Origin of the sequence: Massilia oculi, assembly GCF_003143515.1 — a bacterium.
Lineage (GTDB): Bacteria > Pseudomonadota > Gammaproteobacteria > Burkholderiales > Burkholderiaceae_D > Telluria > Telluria oculi.
On record NZ_CP029343.1, the window covers coordinates 1743276 to 1769022 of the forward strand.

Consider the following 25747-nt stretch of genomic DNA (forward strand, 5'->3'; position numbering starts at 1 on the left):
AATAAAACAGGTCGCTTGCAACAGTTGCGGCGTCTACCTTACCATCGGTGCTGACCCAGGCAGCGTATTGTGTCCGATGAGCGGGCCATTCTACCGCATCGCACATGAGCCGGACCTTAAAAACGCCCCCCTGCCGGGCGACACCGACCCGCGGCATTTACCAGGATTGACGATGACCCCAGCTTCCCCCGCCTGCGCTTCCCGCTTCGTCCAGCGTTGGCTCGACGCCGCTCCCGAACGCGCCGCCCAATTGGCCGAACTGTCATCATTATCGCTGGGCGGCGCCGATTTCCGCGCGCTATTGGAACGCGAGCTGGGTAACAAGTTGCCACTGGAACGGGCCATGCGCCGCGTGCGCAACCTGCTGGTCTCCACCATCGTGGCGCGCGACCTGGGCGGCCAGGCCGACCTCGACGAGGTGGTCACGGCCATGACGGCCTTCGCCGACTTCGCGATCCAGACCCATGTCGCCGCCCTCACCGACGAGCTGGTGGCCAGCCACGGCATGCCGATGGGCGAGGAATCCGGGCGCCCCCAGCACCTGATGGTGCTGGCCATGGGCAAGCAGGGCGGCGGCGAACTCAACGTCTCGTCGGACATCGACCTGATCTTCGTCTATCCGGAAGAAGGCGAGACCGCGGCCGGCCCCGGCCAACGGCAGTTGTCGAACCATGAGTTCTTCGTGCGCCTCGGGCGGCGCCTGAACGCGGCCCTGTCCGAGGTGATCGAGGACGGCTTCACGTTCCGGGTCGACATGGCGCTGCGTCCCAACGGCAAGTCCGGTCCGCTGGCGGCCAGCCTGGGCATGGTCGAGGAATACCTGATCGTCCAGGGCCGCGAATGGGAGCGCTATGCCTGGGTCAAGGCGCGCGCCGTCACCGGCGCGTCCGAGGACATCGCCGCGCTCGACGCCATCGTGCGTCCCTTCGTGTTCCGGCGCTACCTCGACTTCGGCGTGATCGACGCGATCCGCAATATGCACGCCCAGATCCGCGCCGAGGTGAAGCGCCAGGAGCGCCTGCATCCCGAGCGCAGCCACAACGTCAAGCTGGGGCGCGGCGGCATCCGCGAGATCGAGTTCCTGGCCCAGGTGTTCCAGCTGATCCGGGGCGGGCGCGATCCGGCCTTGCGCGAACGCTCCACCCGCAAGACCCTGCTCCTGCTGGCCGAGCGCGAGCTGCTGCCGCAAGAGACGGTCCAACGCTTGCTGCAGGCCTATGTGTTCCTGCGCAATCTCGAGCACCGCGTGCAATACCTGGAAGACGCCCAGACCCACACCCTGCCGGCCAACCCGGACGACCGGCTGGCGGTGGCGCGCATGATGGGTTTTGAAGACGAAGCCACCCTGCTGGACCGGCTCGACGCGCAGCGCCGCTATGTGGCCCAGCAGTTCGACGCCATCTTCGCCGACAAGGAAAAACCCGACGACAAGCCGGACGCCCCCGCCCTGGCCGACGAACTGGACAATGTGGAGGCGCTCGCCGCCCGCCTGGCCGCGCTCGGCTTCGACGACGCCCGCACCGCCGCCAGCCGCCTGGCCGCCACGCTGCAGGGTCCGCGCCTGTCGAACATGCCCGACGCCAGCCGAACAAGGCTTCAAGCGCTGGTGGAAGCCTCCCTGCCGCTGGTGGCCACCGTGGTGGATGAGGCCGGGATCGGCAGCCACGCCGCCACCCTGGGCCGCCTGCTCGACCTGTTCGAGGCGATCGCGCGCCGCTCGGCCTACCTGTCGCTGCTGACCGAATACCCGCACACGCTCGAGCGCGTGATCCGGATGATCAACGCCAGCGGCTGGGCCGCCACCTTCCTCACCCAGCACCCGATCCTGCTCGACGAACTGCTGGACGACCGCAATGCCGGCGCCGGCGACCTCGGGCAGCTGGCGGCGCTGCTCGACGAGCATCTGCTGGAGGCGGCGGGCGATACCGAGCGCCAGCTCGACATCCTGCGCGAAGCCCACCATGCGCAGCTGTTCCGCCTGCTCGCCCTGGACCTGGCCGGCGAGCTGTCGGTCGAGCGCCTGGCCGACCACCTGTCGGCGCTGGCGGACATGATCGTCGGCGCCGTGGTCAAGCACGCCTGGCGCACGGTCAACGGCCGCCATCGCGAAGAACCCCGCTTCGCCGTCATCGCCTACGGCAAGCTGGGCGGCAAGGAGCTGGGCTATGTGTCGGATCTCGACGTGATCTTCCTGTACGACGACGAGGACCAGGACGCACCGCCCCTGTATGCGCGCCTGGCACAGCGCTTCATCACCTGGATGACGGCCCATACCGCGGCCGGCATCCTGTTCGACGTCGACATCGCGCTGCGGCCGGACGGCGCCAGCGGCATGCTGGTCTCGTCGGTGGCCGCCTTCGAGCGCTACCAGAACGATTCCGCCTGGCTGTGGGAACACCAGGCATTGACGCGCGCCCGCTTCTGCGCGGGCGAACCCGCCATCGGCGCGCGCTTCGAGGCGATCCGCGAGCAGGTGCTGCGCAAGGACCGCGCCGCGCAAGAGGACCGGCTCAAGGAAGACGTGGTCAAGATGCGCCAGCGCATGCGCGACGCCAACGTCAACCGCAGCGAACTGTTCGACCTCAAGCACGATGCGGGCGGCATGATCGACATCGAGTTCATCGTGCAATACCTGGTGCTGCGCCACGCCGCGCGCTACCCGCAGCTGACCGCCAACGCCGGCAATATCGCCCTGCTGCGCATCTGCGGCGAGCTGGGCCTGATCGATGCCGGCCTGGCGGCCGAGGTCGCCGGCGCCTATCGCGCCATGAGGAAGCTCCAGCACAGCGTGCGGCTGCAGGGCCAGGACAAGACCCGGGTCGACCCCGGCCTGGTCGGCCATCATCCGGACAGCGTGCAGCGCCTGTGGCACGCCTGTTTCGGCGCCTGAATCACCTCTCTCCTTCCTCTTCCTCCCATTGCTCGTGTGCGCACCACCCCGGTGCGCATGCGCGCTCATCGCACCAAAACTACTCAGCCATACACCCCATATGCACCATGACTAAGTCATTGAAATTCCTGACTTTTTGGTCATTTACTTTCTTTTTGATAACTGTTGTTTTTGCCACTAAAAATGCCTGATGGCGCGTTGACATTGATCAATACGGAATGGTTCCATACAGATGTGTATGCACTACGGAACAGCCCGTTACCCACGGGTTTCCGCATGCGCACGGGTTGCACTTATTAATCATAAAGACTGTTCCCCCCCGGGTGGAACGCAGGATGGAGAGCACATGCAACAACGTACCAAGATCGCATTGGCCGTCGCGCTCGCGCTGCCGGCAATGAGCGCCATCGCGCAGGAAGCACTGCAGCGCGTCGAAGTGACCGGTTCCCGCATTCGCCAGGTCGACCTGGAAACCGCGCAGCCGGTCCAGGTGATGAACCAGGAACAGATTCAGAAGAGCGGCCTGGTCACCGTCGGTGACATCATCAACAGCCTGTCCTCGGCCGGCGTACCGGCATTCAGCAAGGGCACGGCCCTGGGCGCAGGCCGCGACCAGGGTGGCCAGTTCCTCGACATGCGCAACCTCGGCGCCCAGCGCCTGCTGGTGCTGGTCGACGGCAAGCGCTGGAGCCAGTCCGTCAACGGCTACACCGACATGTCGACCGTCCCTTCGGCGCTGATCGAGCGCGTCGAGATCCTCAAGGATGGTGCCTCGTCGATTTACGGTTCGGACGCGGTCTCGGGCGTGGTGAACATCATCCTGAAGAAAACCATGCAGGGCGGCCAGGCCAGCATCTACCATGGCCAGAACGAAAAGAACGACGGCAAGACCAAGGATTACTCGCTGGCCTATGGCGCCGGCGATGACAAGGCCTCCCTGCTGTTCGGCGTGACCTATACCGAACAAGGCGAAGTCTGGGCCAAGACGCGCGACATTACCGCGACCTCGAACGGTCCCGATCGCCCGAACTCGGCGCTGGGCACCGGCCCGTGGGGCCGCATCCGCCAGGTGAATGCGGCCGGCGGCCCGACCGGCTTCGACCGCGTCCTGAACCACACTGGCGGCCCGCTGGGCGATGGCGTCGGCGCCGATTCGCGCAACCCGAACAACTATCACACGTTCACCAACGCACCTGACGACCTGTTCAACTCGACCAGCCAGATGCACTTCCTGACCCCGAGCAAGCTGACCTCGCTGTTCGTCAAGGGCGAAGTCGCGCTGCCATGGGACATGAACTTCAAGACTACCGCAATGTATGCCGACCGCAAGTCGTCGCGCACGGTCGCCGGCTATCCCCTGAGCTCGACCTCGCAGGCGAAATTCCCGGTCTACGTCGACAAGAACAGCTACTACAACCCGTACGGCAACCAGGTCGCCGGCGCTGGCAATGGCCAGGACCTGTTCTTCTACCGCCGCACCATCGACGTGCCACGCGTGACCGACAACAGCAGCCGCACCCTGCACATCGACGCCACATTGGAAGGCGAATTCGAACTGCGCAGCCTGCCATGGAACTGGAGCGTCGGCTACAACCACAGCAAGGTCGAGGGCCTGGTCCAGGGATACGGTGACCTGAACCTGGTCAACCTGAAGCGCGCCCTCGGCCCGTCGTTCATGAACGCCTCCGGCGTGGTCCAGTGCGGCACCCCGAACGCGCCGATCGGCCTGGCTGAATGCACGCCGTTTAACATTCTCGGCGGCCCATCGGCCTCGACCCAGGATGCGCTGGACTACGTGATGTCGACCTCGCAGGCAACCTACAGCTCGGTCGTCAATAGCGCCACCGCCGACATCACCGGCGAACTGTTCACCCTGCCGGCCGGCGCCGTCGGCGTCGCGGCCGGTATCGAACACCGCGAAGTGCGCGGCGACGACATCCCGGGCCAGTTCGAGCAATCAGGCTACTCCTCGAGCCTGGCGGGTAACGCCACCTACGGTCGCTATACCGTGCGCGAAGCCTATCTCGAAGCCAACATCCCGCTGCTGAAAGGCCTGCCCGCCGCCGAACTGCTGAGTCTGAATCTGGCGACCCGCTATTCGGACTACTCGAACTTCGGCTCGACCACCAACAGCAAGGCCAGCTTCATGTGGAAACCGGTGCGCGACGTGCTGGCGCGCGGCACCTATGCCGAAGGCTTCCGCGCCCCAACCCTGGGCGACACGTTCGGTGGCGGCTCGCAGACCTTCGCCAGCTACCTGGACGTGTGCGACAGCGCGTTCGGCGAGGCGGCCAACAATCCAACCGTCGCAGCGCGCTGCGCAGCCGCCGGCGTACCAGCCGGCTTCCGCCAGAAGAACCAGACCGGCGGCAACGTGAGCGCAACCGGCGCCCAAACGCCATTCCCGTTCACCACCGGCGCCGGCAATGCCTTCCTGCAACCGGAATCGGCCAAGACCCGCACCTTGGGCCTGGTCATCAGCCCATCGAGCGTGCCAGGCCTGTCGGTCTCGGTGGACTGGTTCAATATCCGCATCGAGAACCGCATCTCGGGCGTGTCGGCCACCGACACCCTGGAAGAGTGCTACGTGAACAACGTGCAGAACTTCTGCTCGCTGATCAAGCGTGACGCGACCGGCCAAGTGGTTGACCTGCAGATTGGTAACACCAACCGCGGCAAGACCGAGACCGAGGGTGTCGACGTGGCGATTAACTATCGCCTGCCACGCACCGCCTGGGGCCAGTTCGGCATTCGCAGCGAGACCACCTACACCGATTCGTTCAAGGAACAGTCGACGCTGGATTCGGAATGGGTGGAATACGCCGGCGAGTACGACATCTTCCGCGTAAAGTCGAACACCTCGATCGACTGGAGCCTGGGCAACTGGAACGCGACCTTCACCGGCCGCTTCTACAGCAGCCAGAAGAACCGCTGCTGGACCGCCAACCCGGCAGTCTACTGCTCGGATCCGACCGCCAAGACCAGCTGGGGTACAGGCTACAACCGTCACGGCGAAATGTGGTACGCCGACCTGTCGGTGGGCTATGCCCTGCCGTGGAACGCGAAGATCCTGGTCGGCGCGAACAATCTGTTCGACAAAAAGCCTGAGATCAACTACAGCGCTGCGTCGTCGACCGGCGGCAACTCGTCGTCGTCGGCGGTGAGCCCGGAACTGCCAATCGACCGCTTCTTCTACGTCCGCTACAACCAAGCCTTCTAAGCAATTTAATTGCTCAAAAAACCCGCCCGGCGCAAGCCGGGCGGGTTTTTTTTCGCGTTTCCAAATTTAGATCATTTATTGACCTCGCAGTCAATTACTTGTCAAATTCATCATCCATAAATACACATTTCTGCAACACATTCGTCATGCAGACGTTTTAGCGTTGACAGTCATGCACTGCGAATGTTTTTATTGCTGCCTTGAAAAGTCGATTCACCAATCCATTGGCGATTTTCAGCGAGTCGCTTCGCGACATTTTTCGGTGGCAGTGCCCTTCCCCATGGTGCCGCCGCGTCTTCACCCCTAGGAGTTTTGCAACATGATGGAAACACTCTTGTCCCGCTCGGTGCGTGCGATCTGCCTCGGCGGCATGACCCTCGGCATGACCGCAGCGATCGCACAGGAAGCTTCGGCGCCTCTGCAACGCGTCGAAGTGACCGGTTCGCGTATCCGCCAAGTCGATCTGGAAACCGCACAGCCAATCCAGATCATGAACGCGGAACAGATCGCCAAATCCGGTCTGGTCACCGTTGGCGACGTCCTGAACAACCTGTCGTCTGCTGGTGCTCCTGACTTCAGCCGTTCGGGCTCGCTGACCTCGAACACCGAAGCTGGCGGCCAGTACGTCAGCCTGCGCAACCTGGGCGCGAACCGCCTGCTGGTCCTGGTGGACGGCAAGCGCTGGACCCAGACCGTTGCCGGCTACACCGACCTGTCGACCATCCCGTCGGCCATGATCGAGCGCATGGAAATCCTGAAGGATGGCGCTTCGTCGATCTACGGTTCGGACGCGATCGCAGGCGTGATCAACATCATCCTGAAGAAGAACATGCAGGGCGGCCAGCTGTCCCTGTACACCGGCCAGAACGAAAAGAACGACGGCAAGGCCAAGGACTTCTCGCTGACCTACGGCGCGGGCGACGACAAGGCATCGCTGATGTTCGGCCTGTCGCACACCGAACAAGGCGTCGTGTGGCCGGGCACCCGCGCACAGACCTCGACCTCCTACGGTCCTGCGCACCCATATGACGGCTTCGGCGCCGGCCCATGGGGCCGCATCACCCCGGTGAATCCGGCCAATGGCGGCTCGCTGACCAGCGCCGCAGCTGGTGGCTTCAACAAATACCTGAACCACACCGGCGACTGGACCGGCAACGGCGTCGGCGCCAACTCGCGCGACCCGAACAACTACCACGCGTACACCGGCCTGAACGAGGACAAGTACAACTCGAGCCAGGACATGCACCTGCTGTCGCCGAACAAGCTCGACACGCTGTTCGTCAAGGGCGAAGTCGCCCTGCCGAAGGACATGCGCCTGAAGACCACCGCGATGTACTCGCAACGTGAAGCGCTGCGCCAGATCGCCGGCTATCCGCTGCAGTCGACCTCGCAGGCCAACTATCCGGTCTACATCGACAAGGACAGCTACTACAATCCGTACGGCAATCAAGTCGCCGGCGCCGGCATGGGCCAGGACCTGTTCTTCCAGCGCCGCACCATCGAGCTGCCGCGCCTGACCGAGAACGAAAACCGTACCCTGCACATCGACGCGACCCTCGAAGGTGAATTCACCGTCAAGGACCTGGCGTGGAACTGGAGCGTCGGCTACAACCACAACAAGGTCTCGGGCACCGCAACCGACAGCGGCAACATCAACCTGCTGAACCTGAAGAACGCCCTGGGCCCATCGTTCATGAACGCCTCCGGCGTCGTGCAGTGCGGCACCCCGGCCAATCCGATCGCCCTGGGCAGCTGCACCCCATGGGACATCCTGGGCGGCCCATCGGCCTCGACCCCGGAAGCCCTGGCCTACGTCAACACCAACGGCACCAAGACCTACGGTTCGACCATCAACAGCGCCACCGCCGACCTGGCCGGCGAACTGTTCCAGCTGCCAGCCGGCGCCGTCGGCCTGGCGGTCGGCGTGGAGCACCGCGAAGTCAAGGGCTCGGACGTTCCTGACCAGTTCTCGCAGTCGGGCTATTCGACCAACCTGTCGGGCCAGCCGACCTACGGCCGCTACACCGTGCGCGAAGCGTACGCCGAGCTGAACGTGCCAGTGCTGAAGAACCAGCCGTTCGCAGAACTGCTGAGCTTCAACGTGGCGACCCGTCACTCGGATTACAGCAACTTCGGCGTGACCAACAACAGCAAGTTCAGCTTCATGTACAAGCCGGTCAAAGACGTGCTGGTCCGCGGTACCTGGGCTGAGGGCTTCCGCGCTCCGACCCTGGACGACATCTCGGGCGGCGGTTCGCAGTCGTTCGATACCTTCCTGGATCCATGCGACACCCGCTTCGGCGAAGCAGCGCGCGATCCTGCTGTCCAGGCACGTTGCGTCGCCGCCGGCACCAGCCCGACCTACCGTCAGCTGATGCAGGCAGGCACCCCGATCACGAGCTCGGGCGGCACCCAGTCGCTGGTGGCGTTCAACTCGGGCGCGGGCAACGAATTCCTGCAGCCTGAAACCGCAACCACCAAGACCGTCGGCTTCGTCTACAGCCCATCGTTCGTGCCTGGCCTGAGCGTTGGCCTGGACTGGTACAACATCTCGATCGAGAACCGCATCACCGCCATCGGCGCCGACTACGTCGCCGAAGAATGCTACATCCGTGGCAATGCGAACTACTGCGGCGTGATCGGTCGTGATGCAGTGACCGGCCAGATCAACCGTCTGTCGCGCGGCAACGCCAACCTGGGCGAAATGGAAACCGAAGGCCTGGACCTGGCGATCTCGTACCGCCTGCCACGCACCGCCTACGGCCAGTTCGGCTTCCGTAACGAAACCTCGTACGTCGACAAGTTCCGCACCCGTGACGGCGCCGGCAGCGAGTGGAACAACTACGCTGGCCTGTACTTCTACAACCGCGTGAAGTCGAACACCTCGATCGACTGGTCGCTGGGCGACTGGAGCGCCACCTGGGGCTTCCGTTACTACAGCCCGGTCAAGGACAGCTGCTGGGACGTCGACGAGGGCATCGAGTGCAACATGCCTGACTACAAGAGCTACTCCTACGGCACCGGCGCGAACAAGCTGGGCTCGGTCACCATCCATGACCTGAGCGTTGGCTACAAGACCTCGTGGGACGGCCGCTTCCTGGTCGGCGTGAACAACGTCTTCGACAAGAAGCCTCGCGTCGTGTACGAATCGGCGGCTGACGCATCGAAGGTCGATGCCGACCTGTCGCTGGACCGCTTCTTCTACGTCCGCTACACCCAGAACTTCTAATGGAACGGGGTCGCAAGACCCTGTCCTGAGCGGTTCAGCGAATGCCCGTCCGGCCTTGCCGGCCGGGCATTTTTTCTTGGGCGCCCCGCCCTGCCGCCGCCGACGCGGTATCATGGCGGTTTGCCCGCGCCACGCGCCGCCCCATCCCCCACTGTATGACCATCAAACTCAAGAACGATAAAGACATCGCCAAGATGCGCGTCGCCGGCCGCCTGGCCGCCGAAGTGCTGGAAATGATCAAGGAATACGTCGTGCCCGGCGTCTCCACCGAGGAACTCGACCGCCGCTGCCACGACTACATCCGCAAGGTGCAGAAGGCTACCCCGGCCAATGTCGGCTACCACGGCTTTCCCAAGACCCTGTGCACCTCGATCAACGGCGTGGTCTGCCACGGCATTCCGAGCGAGAAGGACGTGCTGAAGGACGGCGACATCGTGAACATCGACGTCACCGTGATCAAGGACGGCTGGCACGGCGACACCAGCCGCATGTACTTCGCCGGCACCCCGCGTCCCGACGCGAAGAAGCTGGTCGACACGACGTACGAGGCGATGATGGCCGGGATCCGCGCCGTGCGTCCGGGCGCGCGCCTGGGCGACGTCGGCCACGCGATCCAGAAGCTGGCCGAAGGCGCCGGCTATTCGGTGGTGCGCGACTACTGCGGCCACGGCATCGGCCGCGTCTACCACGAAGAGCCGCAGGTGCTGCACTACGGCCGCCCGAACACCGGCCTGTTGCTGAAGGAAGGCATGACCTTCACGGTCGAGCCCATGATCAATATGGGAGAAGAGGACGTGATCCAGCTCGACGACGGATGGACCGTGATGACGCGCGACGGTTCGCTGTCGGCCCAGTGGGAACACATGATCGTGGTGACGAAGAACGGCTTCGAAATCCTGACGCCGTGGCCGGACGCCTGATCCGACCCAGTAAGTGAAAAAACCGGGTTCCTCGCGGAACCCGGCTTTTTTTTGTCCTGCCCACGGCGCACCGTGGGCAGGAATCCTGGCAACTTAGAACTTGTAGTTGCCGGTGACGTACAGCTGACGGCCCAGTGGATCGGCGTAGCGCGGGTCGAAGCCGACCTGGTGGCCCGACGATGCACGCAGCGACAGTGGCGGCTTGCGATCGAAGATGTTCTTCATGCCGGCGCGCAGCGTGAAGGCATCGGTGAACGCATAGCGGCCTTGCCAGTCGAAGGTGGTGAACGACGGCACTTCGAGGCGGAAGCCGGTCACGTTGACGCCGGTGTCCAGGTTACGCACGGTCGCCGCCGCGTCGGTGTAGCCGTTGCGGTAGTTGACGATCAGCGAGTTCGACAGTTTGCCGGTGTCGAGCGAGGTCGACAGGCGGACGATGTGGCGGAACGTGACGGCATTGTTGATGCCGAAGTAGTTCATGCTGTTGGTCCACTGGTCGCTGGTGCCCGGACGGGTATAGTCCGACTTCAGCATGTAGGTGCCGTTCAGGGTCGTGGTCCAGGTGCCGAAGCCGAGGCGCTGGCGGGTGGTCATGTCCCAGTCGATACCGCGATTGTGGGTCTGGCCGATGTTCACCGACGAGCGCAGGAAGGCCCAGTAGGTGTTGCCGGTCGATGGTTCGGTATAGGTCTTGAACAGTTCGCGGAAGGTGGCCGGGTCGGCCCAGGCCTGCTGCTCGCTGACCGAGCTCACCGCATCCTTGATCTTCACGTCCCACAGGTCCAGACCTGCCGAGAAGCGCGACGACGGTTCGAAACGCATGCCGACCGTGAACTGCTTCGAGGTTTCCGGACGCAGGTTTTCGTTACCGGCCGACAGCACGTTGTACTGGGTGGTGCCCGGGCGGCACAGGGTCGGATCCTGGATCGGGCAGCCCCACGACGACGCGGTGAAGCCGGCGTTGACGGTCGGCGACGCGATGTCGGTCATCGCCGGGGCCTTGAAACCGGTACCGTACGAGCCGCGGAACAGCAGCTGCTGCATCGGCTGGTAGCGGAACGAGACCTTGTACGTGGTCTTCGACTGGTCTTCCCCGAACTTGCGCTTCTGCAGCGAATCGTCGATCGCCGAGATGCTGTCGTAGCGCAGGGCGGCGGTCAGTTCCAGCTCCTTGGTGACTGGCGCCAGCACTTCGGCGAATGCGCCGACGTTGTCGCGCTTCATGTCGTACGCGGCCGGGGCGTTGAAGTTGTAGATCACGCCGTTGACGGCGTCGGCCGACGGCGTCTGCTCGTAGCTGTACTCGCGGTAGTCGGCGCCGATCGCGAGCTGCGACACGCCGCCCGGGAGCGCGAACAGTTCGTGCGAACCGCGCACGTCGAAGGCCTTCAGGGTGGTCGACGCTTCACGGATCGAACCATGGAAGATCGAGTTGGCGATCAGCTGGCGGGTAGCATCGCTCTGCTCGCCGATCGGGGCGAACGGGTTGAAGGCGTTGTTGGCCAGCATCGAACGGAATTCGGCGTTCTTCATGTAGCCGCCGACGTAGCGCTCGTCGATCGAGTTCTCCGACCAGGTCAGCGCGCTGTTCACGGTCCAGCCGCCGACTTCGCCGTCGACGCCGACCACCGCGTGCTTCGATTCGGTGATGGTCTGGCTGTCGCGGGTGCCCCAGTCATAGGCGCGGTAGTTGCCCGAGACGGTGTTGACGCGACCGAGTTGGGTGGCGTTCAGGTAAGGCGCGACGTACTGGTTGAACTGCGGCGAGCCGGCGGCGATCGAGAACGGCGCGGTGTTCGGCGCGATGCGCGCGGTCAGGTCGAAGCGCGAGTAGGCGATGTCGGTGAACGCTTCCCAGTTGTCGCCGAGCTTCTTGGTGCCCTTGACGAAGAAGCTGTCACGCTTGTTTTCCGGGACCATCTCGACGGTCTGGATGTAGTCGAAGGTGCAGTTGCGGGCGGTGGTGCCGTTGTTGTTGATGCTGACCACGTTCAGGGTCGGGCAATTACCGTTGGCCAGCAGGTAGGGCGAGAAGCCGACCGATGGCAGCGCGGGCACGCCGGCCGGATTGCGGAACGCCACGGTGACGTTGGCCGGCGCCGAGGCGGTGCTGGTGTTGTCGTAGACGTAGTTGGTGCCGTCGCGCGAGAAGGTGCGGAAGGCGGTGTTGGCGAAGTCGCGCTTGGTCGACAGGATCTGGTCCTGCTCGTCGCGGCGGTAGCTGACCAGCACGTTCCAGCCGTCGGTGTCCAGATCGCCGAAACCGTAGGTGGCCGCCACGTAGCGCGAACCGCCGTCCTTGCCGGCGGTCGGCTGACTGTAGTTGGCTTCGATGTCGCCGCCCTGCTGGTTCTTCTTCAACACGAAGTTGACGACGCCGGCGATGGCGTCCGAGCCGTACAGCGCCGAGGCGCCGTCGGTCAGGATCTCGACGCGCTCGACGGCGCTCATCGGGATCGCCTGCAGGTTGACCGAGCTGCCCGAACCTTGCGGCGCCAGGCGGCGGCCGTTCAGCAGCACCAGGGTATAGGATTCGCCGATGTCGTGGATCGAGGCCGACACGCGGCCGCCCGAGTTGGTGCCGGCGGCGATGGCGCCGATGGTGAAGCCCTGCATCGCTGGCAGGGTCTGGATCAGTTCCGCAACGCTCGTGGCGCCGGTCTTGGCGATCGCTTCCTGGCTCAGGGTCTGGATCGGCAGCGCGCCTTCGACGTTGATCCGCTTGATCGCGGAACCGGTCACTTCGACGCGCTGGATCGGCGCGTCCTGGGCAACTGCTTGGGTAACTGCGAGGCCGGCTACGAGGCCGAAGGCGAGCCGCACTGCGCGGGCACCCATCTTTTCTTTCAACATCATTGGCATCTTTCTACTATTTACGGTGATAAGACGCGCTCGCAACACCCAGGATGTGTCTCCCCTGCCCGGCGCCACGACGCGTCTTGATTATGCAAGTGAGCTAAGTTTATGTAACGCAATTTAATCGAAATGTAACTTTGCATTGCTATGCCTTTGGAGAGATTTTTGTATTTACTTCGCGCAATTTCCTACCAACTTCGCGCAATCTGGCGGCAAAACGAATAGATGCAGTGCAGCATTTTATTTGCAATACGTATGACATTTACGAAACATTTCGTTGTGGAATCGCAACCAAAATAATGTTTGTTCGGCAGAAGCGCGTCCATATTGCATGGAAAGCCATTATTTCCACGAAACAAAAAACCGGCATCAGCCGGCTTGTCCACGGATTTTCACGTCATACCGACGTAAAAAAGCCCTGGAGGCCAGTACGGCGTCCAGGGCTCGGAGGTGGAACGGATTACTTGGCGTTCATCAATGCGACGGTGGTGTCGAGCATGCGGTTCGAGAAGCCCCACTCGTTGTCGTACCACGAGGTCACTTTCACCAGGCGGCCCGAGACCTTGGTGAGCGTGGCGTCGAAGTTCGACGATGCCGGGTTGTGGTTGAAGTCGACCGAGACCAGCGGATCGGTGTTGTAGGTCAGGATATCCTTCAGCGGGCCTTCGGCCGCGGCCTTCTTCATGATCTCGTTGATCTCTTCGACCGTGGTGTCGCGCTTGGCGATGAACGACAGGTCGACGATCGACACGTTGATGGTCGGCACGCGGATCGCGAAGCCGTCCAGCTTGCCGTTCAGTTCCGGCAGCACCAGGCCGACCGCGGCGGCGGCGCCGGTCTTGGTCGGGATCATCGACTGAGTGGCCGAACGGGCGCGGCGCAGGTCTTCGTGCATCACGTCGGTCAGCACCTGGTCGTTGGTGTAGGCGTGCACGGTGGTCATCAGGCCGGTTTCCAGGCCAATGGCGTCATGCAGCGGCTTGACCAGCGGGGCCAGGCAGTTGGTGGTGCACGAAGCGTTCGAAATCACGGTGTCGGTCGACTTCAGCACGTCCTGGTTCACGCCGAACACGACGGTCGCGTCGACGTCCTTGCCGCCCGGGGCCGAGATGATGACCTTCTTGGCGCCGCCCTTCAGGTGGGCCGAGGCCTTCTCTTTGGTGGTGAAGAAGCCGGTGCACTCGAGGACGACGTCCACGCCCAGCTCGCCCCATGGGATCTCGGCTGGATTGCGCTGCGCGAACACGCGTATCTTGTCGCCGTTGACGATCATGTTGTCGCCTTCGACCGTGACGGTGCCCGGGAACTTGCCGTGGGCGGTGTCGTAGCGGGTCAGGTGGGCGTTCGATTCGGCGTTGCCGAGGTCGTTGATCGCCACGATCTGGATGTCTTGTTTCTTGCCGCCTTCATAGAAGGCGCGCAGGACGTTGCGGCCGATGCGGCCATAACCATTGATTGCAACTTTGATCGTCATGCTGTGCTCCTGATTAGAAAAAAACTTTTTTCGTAACGAACATAGTAAAACGGGCCGCCCGCCCGGACGGCCCGCATGCAGCAAAACCTTATGCTGCGATAACTTCTTTCGCTTTCGCGACGACGTTCTCGACGGTGAAGCCGAAGTGCTTGAACAGCACCGGCGCCGGCGCCGATTCGCCGAAGGTGTCGATGCCGACCACGGCGCCTTCCAGGCCCACGTACTTGTACCAGAACGCGGTCACGCCGGCTTCGATGGCGACACGAGGAATGCCTTTGGTAAGGACACTCGCCTTGTAGCTCGCCTCCTGGCGGTCGAACACGTCGGTCGACGGCATCGAGACCACGCGCGCGGCGATGCCCTCACCCGCCAGCGCGTCGAACGCTTTCACTGCCAGCTCGACTTCGGAACCGGTGGCGATGAGAATCACTTTGGCGTCGGCGCTGTCGCGCAGCACGTAACCGCCCTTGGCGATGTCGCTCACTTGCGCCGCTTCACGCGCCATGAACGGCAGGTTCTGGCGCGAGAAGATCAGGGTCGACGGGCCATCCTTGCGCTGCACCGCCGCGCCCCATGCCACCGCCGACTCGACGGTGTCGCATGGACGCCAGTTGTCCAGGCCCGGGATCAGGCGCAGCGACGAGACATGCTCGATCGACTGGTGGGTCGGGCCGTCTTCGCCCAGGCCGATCGAATCGTGGGTGAACACCGAGATCGAACGGATCTTCATCAGCGACGCCATGCGCAGGGCATTGCGGCTGTAGTCCGAGAAGGTCAGGAAGGTCGCGCCGAACGGGATGAAGCCGCCGTGCAGGGCCACGCCGTTCTGGATCGCCGACATGCCGAATTCGCGCACGCCGTAGTTGATGTGGTTGCCGGCGATGCCCGAACGCACAGGCACCGATTCCTTCCAGTTGGTCAGATTCGAGCCGGTCAGGTCGGCCGAGCCGCCCAGGAATTCAGGCAGCACCGGGGCCAGGGCCTGGATCGCGTTCTGCGAGGCCTTGCGGGTGGCGATGGTCTCAGCCTTGTCCACGCAGGCGGCGATCGCCGCGTCCAGCGTCTGCTGGAAGTTGCCCGGCAGCTCGCCCTTCATGCGGCGCTCGAATTCGGCGGCCAGCTCAGGATGGGCGCCGCGGTAGGCCGCGAACATGGTGTTCCATTCACCCTCGGCCTGCGCGCCGCGCTCCCTGGCGTCCCACGCTTCATACAGTTCGGACGGGATGTCGAACGGGACCGGATCCCAGATCAGGTGCTTGCGCACGGCCGCGATCTCGGCGTCGCCCAGCGGCGCGCCGTGGACCTTGTCGCCGCCTTCCAGGTTCGGGGCGCCCTTGCCGATGATGGTCTTGCAGCAGATCAGGGTCGGACGATCCGATTGCTTGGCCTTCTCGATGGCCGCATCGATGTCGGCGACGCTGTGGCCGTCGACCTTCGGGATCACGTTCCAGCCATAGGCTTTGAACCGTTCTTGGGTGTCATCCGTGAACCAGCCTTCCACACGGCCGTCGATCGAGATGCCGTTGTCGTCGTACAGCCAGATCAGCTTGTTCAGGCGCAGGGTGCCGGCCAGCGACGCCACTTCGTGCGAGATGCCTTCCATCAGGCAGCCGTCGCCCAGGAAGGCATAGGTGTAGTGATCCACCACGTCGTAGCCTGGACGGTTGAATTCGTTACCCAGCAGCCATTCGGCCAGCGCCATGCCGACCGAGTTGGCGATACCCTGGCCCAGCGGACCGGTGGTGGTCTCCACGCCCGGGGTGATGCCGACTTCCGGGTGGCCCGGGGTCTTCGAGTGCATCTGGCGGAAGTCGCGCAGGTCATCCATCGTCAGGTCGTAGCCCGCCAGGTGCAGCAGCGCATAGTGCAGCATCGAGCCGTGGCCGTTCGAAAGCAGGAAGCGGTCGCGGTTACTCCAGCCCGGATTGGCCGGATTGTGGCGGTAGTGCTTGTCCCACAGCGCGACGGCAATCTCGGCCATGCCCATCGGCATGCCCGGGTGGCCCGAGTTGGCTTTCTGGACGGCGTCCATCGCCAGCGCGCGGATCGCGTTGGCCATCAGGGTGGTGGTTTGCGTAGATTTCATGGAGATCGTGGATCAGGGATTGGAAAGCGATGGCCCGCGAGGCCGTAGCCCGTTATTCTACCAGACCGGGGTGCTGCCGATTTAAAATGCAGGTTTATTCCCTTAACGCAAGAGCGCGCTGCGCCTCCACCGAATGCCCCGTTTTTACTGCCCCAGCCGCTCGCCGCCGGCCTCACCATCGACCTGCCGGAAGCGGTCGCCCACCACCTGCACGTGGTGCGCCTGCAGCCGGGCGCGGCGCTCACCCTGTTCAACGGCGAAGGCGGACAGTACCGCGCCACCCTGCTGGAAACCGGCAAGCGCCGCGCCACGGCGACGGTCGACGCCTTCGAGGACGCCGACGCCGAGGCGCCCTACCCCGTGACCCTGGCCCAGGGCCTGCCGGAAGGCTCGAAGATGGACTGGATCGTGGAAAAGGCGGTCGAGCTGGGCGTGACGGCGATCCAGCCGCTGGCGGCGCAGCGCAGCGTGGTGCGCCTGTCCGGCGAACGGGCCGAGAAACGGCAAGCCCATTGGCAGGGGGTGATCGTGGCCGCCTCCGAGCAGTGCGGCCGCAACCGGCTGGCGCGGCTCCTTCCGCTGGCCGACGTACAACCGTGGCTGGCGACGCCGTCCGAGGGTGTGCGCATCCTGCTCAGTCCGCGCGCGACCGAGTCGCTGGCCGGCTGGGCGCGCGCCAATGCGCCGCAGGCCGTCACCTTCCTGATCGGCCCCGAGGGCGGCCTCACCCCGCAGGAAGAAGCCGCAGCCGTCGCCGCCGGCGCCCTGTCGCTGTCGATGGGGCCGCGCGTGCTGCGCACCGAGACCGCCGGGCTGGCCGCGCTGGCGGTGCTGGCCGGGGCCTGGGGCGGGATTTAGCTCGCTTTATATACAAGGCACCGCGTGGAACGAAAAAAGCCCGCTGGCATCGCTGCCAGCGGGCTTTTTACTGAACGTCAAACAGCTTAGAAGGTGTAGTTCGCGCCCAGGCTGAAGAAGCGACCGACCGCGCCAGGCTGGTGCAGCGAGGCGTTGTACGAAGTCTGCACGCCCGCGTTGCCGTAGGTGGCGACGTCATACGGCGCTTCCTTGTCGAACAGGTTCAGGATCGAACCGCGGATGGTCAGGTTCTCGGTCACCTTGTAGCTCACGTTCAGGTTGGTCGAGGTGAACGAAGACACATCGCAGTACCACGCAGGCTGGACCAGGCCCTGGAAGTAAGCACGGCCGCCGACGTTGGTGCCGGTCGAAGCGCAATCGGTCTCGCCCAGGGCCGGGTCGAAGGTCGAGAAGCCGCTCGTGTAGTTCACGGTGGCGGTCACGTCCAGCGGGCCGCGGGCATAGCCGAGGGTGAACTGGGCGCGGTCTTTCGGGTTGCCGGTGGCGCCGCCGACCGACGATGGGCCCTGGGTGCCGGCCAGCTGGTAACGCTCGCCTGCCACTTCGGTCTCGTAACCGAAGGTATGGGCCGCGCTCAGGTTGGCCGTGATGGAGCCCATGTCGCCCAGGCGCCAGCGGTAGCGGATGTCCGCCTCGATGCCGTGGGTCTCGGTGCTGCCGGCATTGATGTACGGCGACAGGCCGTACAGGATCGGGCCGGCGGCTGGCGTGCCCACCGCCACGCCAGTGCCCACGCCGGTAGCGATGTCGATCGGCGCCGCCGGGCCGCGCACCCAGGTCGGGGTGAAGCTCGGGTCGTTGCCGGCCTGGGTCACGATCAGGTTCTTGATCTGGATCTTGTAGTAATCCAGGGTCATGTTCAGGCCGCGCATCGGCTCGAGGATGACGCCGAAGGTGTACGACTTCGACTTCTCGGGCTGCAGGTCGGGATTGGTGGTCTGGACGTATGGCGGGCTGAACGAGCAGGCCGACGGCACGTTGCCGGCCGTGGTCTGGCTGCCGTTGGCGCAGAGGATCGGATCGCTGATGGCATTGAAGGTGAAGAACGAACCCGCATTGCCCACCTCGGCCGGGGCCGGGGCGCGGAAGCCGCGCGCGAAGGTGCCGCGCAGGCCGATCTGCTGGCTCGGCGTCCACTTGAAGTTGGCCGACGGCGTGAACGAGCGGCCGTAGGTGTCGTAGTGGTCGTAGCGGCCGGCGACGCCGACTTCGACGTTCTTGATCGGGGTTGCCTGCAACTCGGCGAAGGCCGCCTTGTTGGTTTCTTCGCCGATGGTGAAGGCCGAGGTATTGGCGACCGAACCATTGGCCGTCAGGCTCGACGGCGGCGCGTCCTGCTCGCGCTTGTGCCAGTGCAGGCCGGCGGCAAACGCCAATGGACCGGCGCCGAAGTTCGACAGCAGTTCACGCGAGGCGACCACATCGGCGTAGTTCAGGGTCGATTCGATCTTGTTGCTGAACTTCGGCGAAATGACGTTCATCACGTCCGGCGAATTACCACCAAGCACATTGAAGGTGCCGTTGCGCAGCGCGGTGTACAGGGCGCTGCGGTTGACGTAGCCGCTGTAGTTGAGGTCATTCTTGACCCTGGTCGCGCCGATCGAGGCGTTCACGTCCCAGCCGTAGGCGGTACCGATCAGGTCGGCCGAGAAGCGGGTTGCGGTCGACTCGTTATTGGTGGTCAGGTTGGGGCCGACGTCCGGGATGAAGCCGTACAGGCGCGCGTTCTGGCCGAACGGGTTGATGACGTTGGCGCCGACTTGCGCGCCGGGTGCGAAGGTGGTGTTCGGCACTGCGCCCACGCGCGGGGTCAGCACTCCATTGACCAGGGTGGTGGTACCGTTGAAGACGGTCGGATTGAAGGCCTGCGGGGTGGCGGCGCGGTTGTTGGTGCTTTCGCGACGGAACAGCGAACCCTTGAACTGCACTTCCCAGTCTTCGCTCAGCTTTTTGGTCATGCCGACCAGCAGATTGACGTTCTCGGTTTCCGGCTGGATGAACGAACTCGTGTCGCGCACCGAGCAGCCGCCGGCGCGGTATTTGGTGAAGTTACAGTTCGGATCCAAAAACACGTAGTTGGCCGGATTGTTGACATTGGTCACGCCGGCCGGATTGTTGGGATTGCTCGGGTTGTACAGGAAGGGGCTGCTGGAAGCCGTCAGGAAGCTGTTGATATTGGTCGGCACACCCAGGGTCAGGTTGTTGCCGCCGCGTGCGCGCCAGTCGCGGTTCGCGTAGCCGAACTGCTCGCGGTCGGCCACATAGATCGGGTCCTGCTTGCGGTATTCGGCAGTGATGAAGGCGTTGTAGCCGTCGGCGCCGAGGTCGCCGATGCCGGTGCTGACCGAGGCGCGCTTGGTCTTGCCGCCGCCGTGCTGGGTGTCGCCCACTTCGGCCGACAGGCGGGTGCCGTTCAGGTTCTTCTTGAGCTTGATGTTGATCACGCCCGCGATAGCATCGGAGCCATACAGCGAGGAGGCGCCGCTCTTGAGCACCTCGATGCTTTCGATGGCGTCGAACGGGATCGCCGACACGTCGACGAACGAGCGCTGGGCGTCGTCCGACAGCGGATACGGGGCCATGCGGTGGCCGTCGATCAGCACCAGGGTGGCGCCGACGGTCAGGCCGCGCAGCGAAATGCCCGAGGCGCCGTTGGCGAAGGCGCCGGCGAAGCCGGTGCCCAGGGTGCCGGCGCCGTTGGCCGCCAGGTCGGTCAGCAGTTCGGCAACCGAAGTCTTGCCGCTCTTCTGGATGTCGGCCGCGGTCAGCACCTGGATCGGCGTCGGGGTCTCGGTATTGGTGCGGCTGATCAGCGAACCGGTCACGACGACGCGTTGCGGTGCGGCGGCCGGGTCCTGGGCGAGCGCCGGGGCGGCGCCAGCCAGGGCGCCGCTGGCGATCACGCAAGCAATGGCGCACGGCATCGACTTCAATTTCAACATTGTGTTTCTCCTTGCTGTTCTTTTAGATAGTTTTATGCGAGCGCAGCGGCCGGCTCCGTGCTCGAAAAGCATCCCTGAAACATGGCCATCTGCATAAGGACGCTTTTCACCAAGTTCCATATGCAGATATGTCGTCGGGACGATCACTCTCATTAGACGCCGATCCGTGAATCAAACGATCTATGATTCATTCCATAAAACCATATCGAAACAAAAATCGTCAACAAGCAAAAGAAATATGCAGATTGTTAAATCGTGAAACGGAATGGCCTGGCGCACGGCCCTGACCGCGCCCTTGCGCTGCGACCCAGCTTCGACTATCCCCAGAAATCCGGGAAAATCCGGCCTGCGACAGGGCTAAGTCATTGTATTTACGACAGTTTCATTCCATGGTGAGCTAATTGAATTGATATGCATATACAGCCGATCATCCAATACTGTTATGCGCGCTGTATGCATGGCGTGCAGATGTATGAAAAATGTAGCTGACTCATCGGGCAGTTGTACAAAAGAGACGACGGGAATGAATGACCTGATTAATTTCGACGAAATATAAAACATTTGGATAAAAGTAATTTCCTCCGTCAAAGAAAATACCCCGGCAGCCAAAGTGGAGCCATCGGACAGGCGCCGGAGAATGCCGGCGGTTTCGCTCCCTTCGATCAGCACTTGCGATAGCAGGACAGCGAGATCGGCGCCTTGCGCGGCAGCGTCGCCGACAGCTTTGCCATCCGCCTGCCCGAACGCGGGTCGCCAACGCCGCCGCGCCGCACGATGCGGTTCGGCAGGCGCCTTCCGTCAGCGCCGGATGGTTTGCAAGTGCAAGAACAAGCGCGTGGCGTGTTAATCCAGCGCTAGGCAGGGCTACAGAGATGGCGCTGTACCCATTAGCTGTTGATGACCCGAATCCAATACGCAGCAATTGCTCGACGGAATTGACTCTCCCGCCATCGAGTGCCCAATGCCAGCCCAGGTAATTGGGGAGACGGCGCGAGGCCACGCCATGGAAGCGCACCAGCCACTCCTTGAAACGCCGGTGATATGCGTTCACGTTGTGAACATGGATGGCGCCTTCGATGCCGTCGCGGACCCGTTCCCCGGCACCGAGGTTGACGGCCTGGTGCGCAATGCCATGGGCAAGTGCGAAGGCGGAATAGGCGGTGTTGGCGTCGGTGACCAGCAGCGCCTGGGGATCGAGTTTCGGCAGCAGGTGCCTGACCAGCTGGGCCACCTTCAAGGCGCCGCGGCCGGTGACGGCGTCGATGGTGTGTCCGCTGCGGTCGCGCGCCACCAGGATGCAGTCGAGGTGATGCGAGATACCGCGCAGGGCGGCCTTGCCGCCGCGCTTGCGCGGCGGGCGATCGAGCTTGCGTGAACCCTTTTGCGACTCGAGCAGGAACATCTCGTCGGCCTCGACGATGCCGGCCAGGCGTCCGGGCCGGTCGTGCTTGACCCGGTCAAGAAAACGATGGCGCCAGCGAAACGTGGTGCTGGGATGTACGCCGACGCGCTTGGCCGCAGCACGGACCGTGCGGGAATCGAGCATCGTGCCGAGATAATCGAGCCACTTGCCCATTGTGCCCTCCCGGTCGACGACCGGGATTGGACCGCGGGTCAGCACAGCAGTTCAATGCTCATCCACATCTCACGAATACAGCGCCACAGAGATCGGGGATGCCGAGAGTGCGCATCGTGGCGGCGCGCATGAAAAAGGCCGCTCCGGGGAGCGGCCTGCTGATTGGCAACGGCCTTGCGGCCGCCGCTCAGGATCAGAACTTGCGATCGTACATCAGCGAGAAGCGTGCATAACGTGGCGAGGTCAGCGACAGCGGGGTCTGGTACAGGCCGCTGACGTTGGCGCCATTGTTGTAGGCCTCGGTCACGTTGCGCACGACCTGGCTGTTGAACACGTTGAACACGTCGACGCGGAACTGCAGGCCCTTGACGAAGTTGGGCTTGTAGGCCACGTTCAGGTCGTAGCGGTGTTCCCACGGCAGGTTGCCCACCGTGCCGCGCGGGGTCAGCACGTTCTGCGAACGGGTCAGGCCGCCGCAGTAGAAGGTCTGGTTCGCGTAGTTCGGCGAGTCGCCCGGATTGGCGGCGCTGCCGATGCAGCTGCGCGGACGGCCCGATGCGATCAGCACGTTGGCGCCGACGACGACTTCCGGGGTGACTTCATAGAAACCGAATGCCTTGAGCTGGTGCTTGCGGTGGTTCGGCAGGTAGCCGTACGCGCCTTCCATCAGCTCCGGATAGTCCCACGACGAGGTGACGGCGACGTCGGCCTGGCCGTTGTCCGAACGCACCTGGCCTTCGGTATTGCCCTTGTTGCTCGACCAGGTATAGCTGGCCTTGGCGTACCAGCCGTTGCGGAACGGATGCTCGAGGAAGGTCTCGATCGACTTGTAGGTACGCTTCGGCTTGTCGAAGCCCTGGTCGGCCGCGGTCAGGTTCACTGGGGTCAGGCGCGACGAGTCGCCCGAGAAGTCGACCAGGAACTCGTTGTCTTCACCCGGGTTGAAGGTCTGGCAGGTGTTTCCCCACAGCGGGTTGGTGATCGCGATGCCGTTGGCCTCGGCGAAGCGCTCGAACGGACGCACGTCGCAGAAGTCGTCGATGGTCGAGCGCATCTTGCGGTAGATACCCTTGGCGCCGAAGTTCAGCGACGGCGAGAAGGCCTTCTCGAAGCCGAGGGTGAGCTCGTCCTGGTATTGCGGATCCATGTCGCGCGCGGCCAGGGTCTCGACGACCTTGTCCTGGCCATACTCGTTGTTGTTCGACAGCGGCTCGCTCAGCTGCACCAGGCCGGTCGGCGCGCCGTTGGCGTCGGTGCCTGTATAGGTGAAATACTGGTTGGTGAAGGTCGAACGGCCGGCGCCGCGCACCGAGATGTGGGTCGGGATCGGGACCGAGTAGCGGCCCAGGGTGCCGTACACCTTCAGGCTGGCGTCGCCGTTGACGTCCCACACCGCGGCCAGGCGCGGCTGGATCTGGTTCTTCATCTCCAGGAAAGTGGTCTTGGAGTCGTTCTGATTCTTGAACGACTCGCTGCGCACGCCCAGGGTCAGCAGCAGGTTCGGGGTCGCCTGGAAGCGGTCCTCGAGGTACCAGGCGCTTTGTTCGCCGAACGAATTGGTGACGGTCGAGAACTGGTCGCGGGTCACATAGTAACCCTGGCTGGCCAGCGCGCCGCCAGTGCTGGCCGGCGACGGGATCAGCACGCCGCTCGGGCCTTCGATCGGCGCGGTCGGATTGGTCGCGCGGTAATAGGTCCAGCGGCCGCCGCCGGCAAGGAAGTCGCCCGCCGCGACCGACTCGACCTTGGTCTGGTCGAAGCCGCCGCGCAGCGTGTGCTGGCCGAGGCGCCATTCGACGTCGAAGCGACCCGAGTCGACGATGTCTTCCGAACCCGGGGCCAGGATGTTGCCGCTGATGTTTTGCGGATTCGCATAGCTCAGGCCCGGCGCGCGCGCGTCGACCGTCGACGAGATCTGGAACAGGTCCGGGTTGTAGCCGGTGAAGTAGTTCTCGTGCGACGACTTCGCACGGCCATACAGCGCGGTGACGGTCAGGTCGTCGGTCAGGTTGCCGACATAGCGCAGGGTGTTGAGCTTGGCGCCGTTGTTGTCGACGTTGACCAGGCGCTGGGTCGAGGAGACGACGCCGGTGCGGGTGCGGGTCGCGTAGTCGAAGCCGCTGTCGGCCCGGGTCACCTCGGGCGTGTCGCCCATCGTGGTGAATTCGATGCGGTGGTTGTCGGTGATATTCCAGTCGAGCTTGGCCATGTAGCGCTCGACCTTGGTGTCGCGGTCGCGCCAGCCGACGGCGCCGTTATTGGTGGCGACGCGGAAGCCATTGACCAGGCCTTCTTCGGTATCGTGCTTTTCAGCCGCGGCGAAGAAGAACAGCTTGTCCTTGATGATCGGGCCGCCGACGTAGGCGCCGTACACCTTGCGGTCGACGGTGTTTTCGGCGCGCGCCAGGCGCAGCGTGCCGTCGGTCGCGGCGTTGTTCGGGGTGCCGGTGCGGCCATAGTAGATGTCGTATGGCGTCGCGCGCAGCGATTTCGGTTCCCAGGTCACCAGGCCGCCCGCTTCCCAGGTATTGGTGCCGCTCTTGGTGACGATGTTGACCACGCCGCCGATCGAGCGGCCGAACTCGGCGCCGAAGCCGCCGGTAAGCACCTGCGCCTCGGCGATCGCGCCGAATGGCAGCTGGGCCGCGCCCAGGCCGGTCAGCGGATTGGTGACAGGGAAGCCGTTGATGTAGTACGAGTTCTCGGAGGCCGCGCCGCCGCCGAACGAGGCGCCGCCGGCGAAGCGGGTGTCGGCCGTGGTGGTGTTCGGGGCCAGCTGGATGATCGATTCGACGTTGCGGCCGATCGGCAGCGAGGCCAGTTCGCGTGCGTTGAAGGTGGCGCTGCTGCCGGCGCTGCTGGTGTCGATGGTGGCGCGGCGGCCGGTCACCTGCACGACGGCGCCGCCGCCAGCGGCCGGGGCAGCGGCGAAGATCGCCTCGCCGTTGCGGCCGATGCCGGTTTCGACGTCGACCGTCGCCACATTGGCGCCGTCGCGCACCTGCGTCACGCGGTACACGCCGCTCGGCAGCGAGCTGGCCACGAAGCGGCCCTGCGCGTCCGGGGTCAGGGTACGGCGGATGCCGATGTCCGGGTTTTCGATCAGGATCTGGACATTGCTGCCAGGGGTGACGGTGCCGAACACGCTACCGGAAGCATTCGACTGCGCCATTGCCGGCGACATCACAGCCAGGCCCAGCGCGGCGCCGCCGAAGGCGATGCTCAGTGCGTGGACCAATACGGTTTTTTTCAACATGCGATTTCCTGTCCTCTTGTCGGCCGCTCTCATGAAGTGGCCGGTTCTGGTTTTTAGTTGTGGGTACAAGTCACGCGTAGATGACTTTTCTCTCCCCGCGACAGCTGACGGCATATTCATTTAGCTGATGACGCCGTTTCGTTGTCTGGATTCATCAGAACATGGGCCAAGTTCTCGTGTCAATGTAACACTTCGGCAGTATGCATATAAACAACACTCTCCCATGGGCCACAGCGGCGCACAAATAAAATTCGTCCAGTTTGGTGCGGCACTGCACAATTTTGGACTTCCATGCACCACACATGAGGCTATACGCAATTTTCTGTCAAAAATCATGCTTTGCCAGACAAGTGTCGTATTTACATGATGCTTGCTTACTTCTTGTGCAAATAACATTTGGTGAAATGTCACATTTCCCT

10 protein-coding genes and 1 pseudogene are annotated in these 25747 nt (G+C 63.7%); 5 read left to right on the top strand and 6 right to left on the bottom strand.

Going from position 1 to position 25747, the window contains the following annotated elements; all coding sequences use genetic code 11:
- Nucleotides 1-172: 172 nt before the first annotated feature.
- The 4 genes from glnE (at nt 173) to map (ending at nt 10259) form a co-directional block, all read left to right on the top strand.
- Nucleotides 173-2890 carry a bifunctional [glutamate--ammonia ligase]-adenylyl-L-tyrosine phosphorylase/[glutamate--ammonia-ligase] adenylyltransferase gene (gene glnE, locus DIR46_RS08145; RefSeq protein WP_109344792.1) on the top strand — a complete coding sequence of 906 codons (2718 nt, stop codon included), beginning with the start codon at nt 173-175 and terminating at the stop codon, nt 2888-2890.
- A 346-nt stretch (nt 2891-3236) separates the two neighbouring features.
- Nucleotides 3237-6110 (top strand): TonB-dependent receptor domain-containing protein, encoded by a 2874-nt coding sequence (locus DIR46_RS08150; RefSeq protein WP_109344793.1) that lies wholly within the window; start codon nt 3237-3239, stop codon nt 6108-6110.
- Between the two features lie 319 nt (nt 6111-6429).
- Nucleotides 6430-9339, top strand: a complete 2910-nt coding sequence (locus DIR46_RS08155; protein WP_109344794.1) for a TonB-dependent receptor plug domain-containing protein — start codon at nt 6430-6432, stop codon at nt 9337-9339.
- Nucleotides 9340-9494: 155 nt separating this feature from the next.
- Nucleotides 9495-10259 carry a type I methionyl aminopeptidase gene (gene map / locus DIR46_RS08160; RefSeq protein WP_109344795.1) on the top strand — a complete coding sequence of 255 codons (765 nt, stop codon included), beginning with the start codon at nt 9495-9497 and terminating at the stop codon, nt 10257-10259.
- A 93-nt stretch (nt 10260-10352) separates the two neighbouring features.
- Here the strand turns inward: map and DIR46_RS08165 are convergent, their stop codons facing one another.
- The 3 genes from DIR46_RS08165 to tkt all read right to left on the bottom strand — a co-directional run bounded on the left by DIR46_RS08165 (nt 10353) and on the right by tkt (nt 16675).
- Nucleotides 10353-13097, bottom strand: coding sequence for a TonB-dependent receptor (locus DIR46_RS08165; protein WP_229446543.1), 2745 nt, complete (start codon nt 13095-13097; stop codon nt 10353-10355).
- Nucleotides 13098-13575: 478 nt separating this feature from the next.
- On the bottom strand, nt 13576-14589 hold the full coding sequence (gene gap, locus DIR46_RS08170; RefSeq protein ID WP_109344797.1) for a type I glyceraldehyde-3-phosphate dehydrogenase: 1014 nt from the start codon (nt 14587-14589) through the stop codon (nt 13576-13578).
- A gap of 88 nt (nt 14590-14677) precedes the next feature.
- Entirely contained in the window at nt 14678-16675 is a 1998-nt protein-coding gene (tkt, locus tag DIR46_RS08175) for a transketolase (protein ID WP_109344798.1), read from the bottom strand.
- A gap of 183 nt (nt 16676-16858) precedes the next feature.
- Here tkt and DIR46_RS08180 point away from each other — a divergent pair, with 183 nt between their 5' ends.
- Complete coding sequence (locus DIR46_RS08180; RefSeq protein ID WP_370659969.1) at nt 16859-17533, top strand: 16S rRNA (uracil(1498)-N(3))-methyltransferase; 675 nt, start codon at nt 16859-16861, stop codon at nt 17531-17533.
- Nucleotides 17534-17619: 86 nt separating this feature from the next.
- Here DIR46_RS08180 and DIR46_RS08185 read toward each other — a convergent pair whose 3' ends face one another.
- The 3 genes and pseudogenes from DIR46_RS08185 to DIR46_RS08195 form a co-directional block, all read right to left on the bottom strand.
- A complete protein-coding gene (locus DIR46_RS08185; protein ID WP_109344800.1) occupies nt 17620-20496 on the bottom strand; it encodes a TonB-dependent receptor in 2877 nt (958 codons plus the stop codon).
- A gap of 901 nt (nt 20497-21397) precedes the next feature.
- Nucleotides 21398-22069, bottom strand: a pseudogene (locus tag DIR46_RS08190) (IS1595 family transposase); the annotation flags it as partial.
- Between the two features lie 196 nt (nt 22070-22265).
- A complete protein-coding gene (locus tag DIR46_RS08195; protein WP_109344801.1) occupies nt 22266-25328 on the bottom strand; it encodes a TonB-dependent receptor in 3063 nt (1020 codons plus the stop codon).
- Nucleotides 25329-25747 lie beyond the last annotated feature (419 nt).

Excerpts from the sequence above, each read along its gene's own strand:
- glnE (WP_109344792.1), top strand. The coding sequence starts at position 173 with ATGACCCCAGCTTCCCCCGCCTGCGCTTCCCGCTTCGTCCAGCGTTGG.
- DIR46_RS08150 (WP_109344793.1), top strand. The coding sequence starts at position 3,237 with ATGCAACAACGTACCAAGATCGCATTGGCCGTCGCGCTCGCGCTGCCG.
- DIR46_RS08155 (WP_109344794.1), top strand. The coding sequence starts at position 6,430 with ATGATGGAAACACTCTTGTCCCGCTCGGTGCGTGCGATCTGCCTCGGC.
- map (WP_109344795.1), top strand. The coding sequence starts at position 9,495 with ATGACCATCAAACTCAAGAACGATAAAGACATCGCCAAGATGCGCGTC.
- DIR46_RS08165 (WP_229446543.1), bottom strand. The coding sequence starts at position 13,097 with ATGGGTGCCCGCGCAGTGCGGCTCGCCTTCGGCCTCGTAGCCGGCCTC.
- gap (WP_109344797.1), bottom strand. The coding sequence starts at position 14,589 with ATGACGATCAAAGTTGCAATCAATGGTTATGGCCGCATCGGCCGCAAC.
- tkt (WP_109344798.1), bottom strand. The coding sequence starts at position 16,675 with ATGAAATCTACGCAAACCACCACCCTGATGGCCAACGCGATCCGCGCG.
- DIR46_RS08185 (WP_109344800.1), bottom strand. The coding sequence starts at position 20,496 with ATGTTGAAATTGAAGTCGATGCCGTGCGCCATTGCTTGCGTGATCGCC.
- DIR46_RS08195 (WP_109344801.1), bottom strand. The coding sequence starts at position 25,328 with ATGTTGAAAAAAACCGTATTGGTCCACGCACTGAGCATCGCCTTCGGC.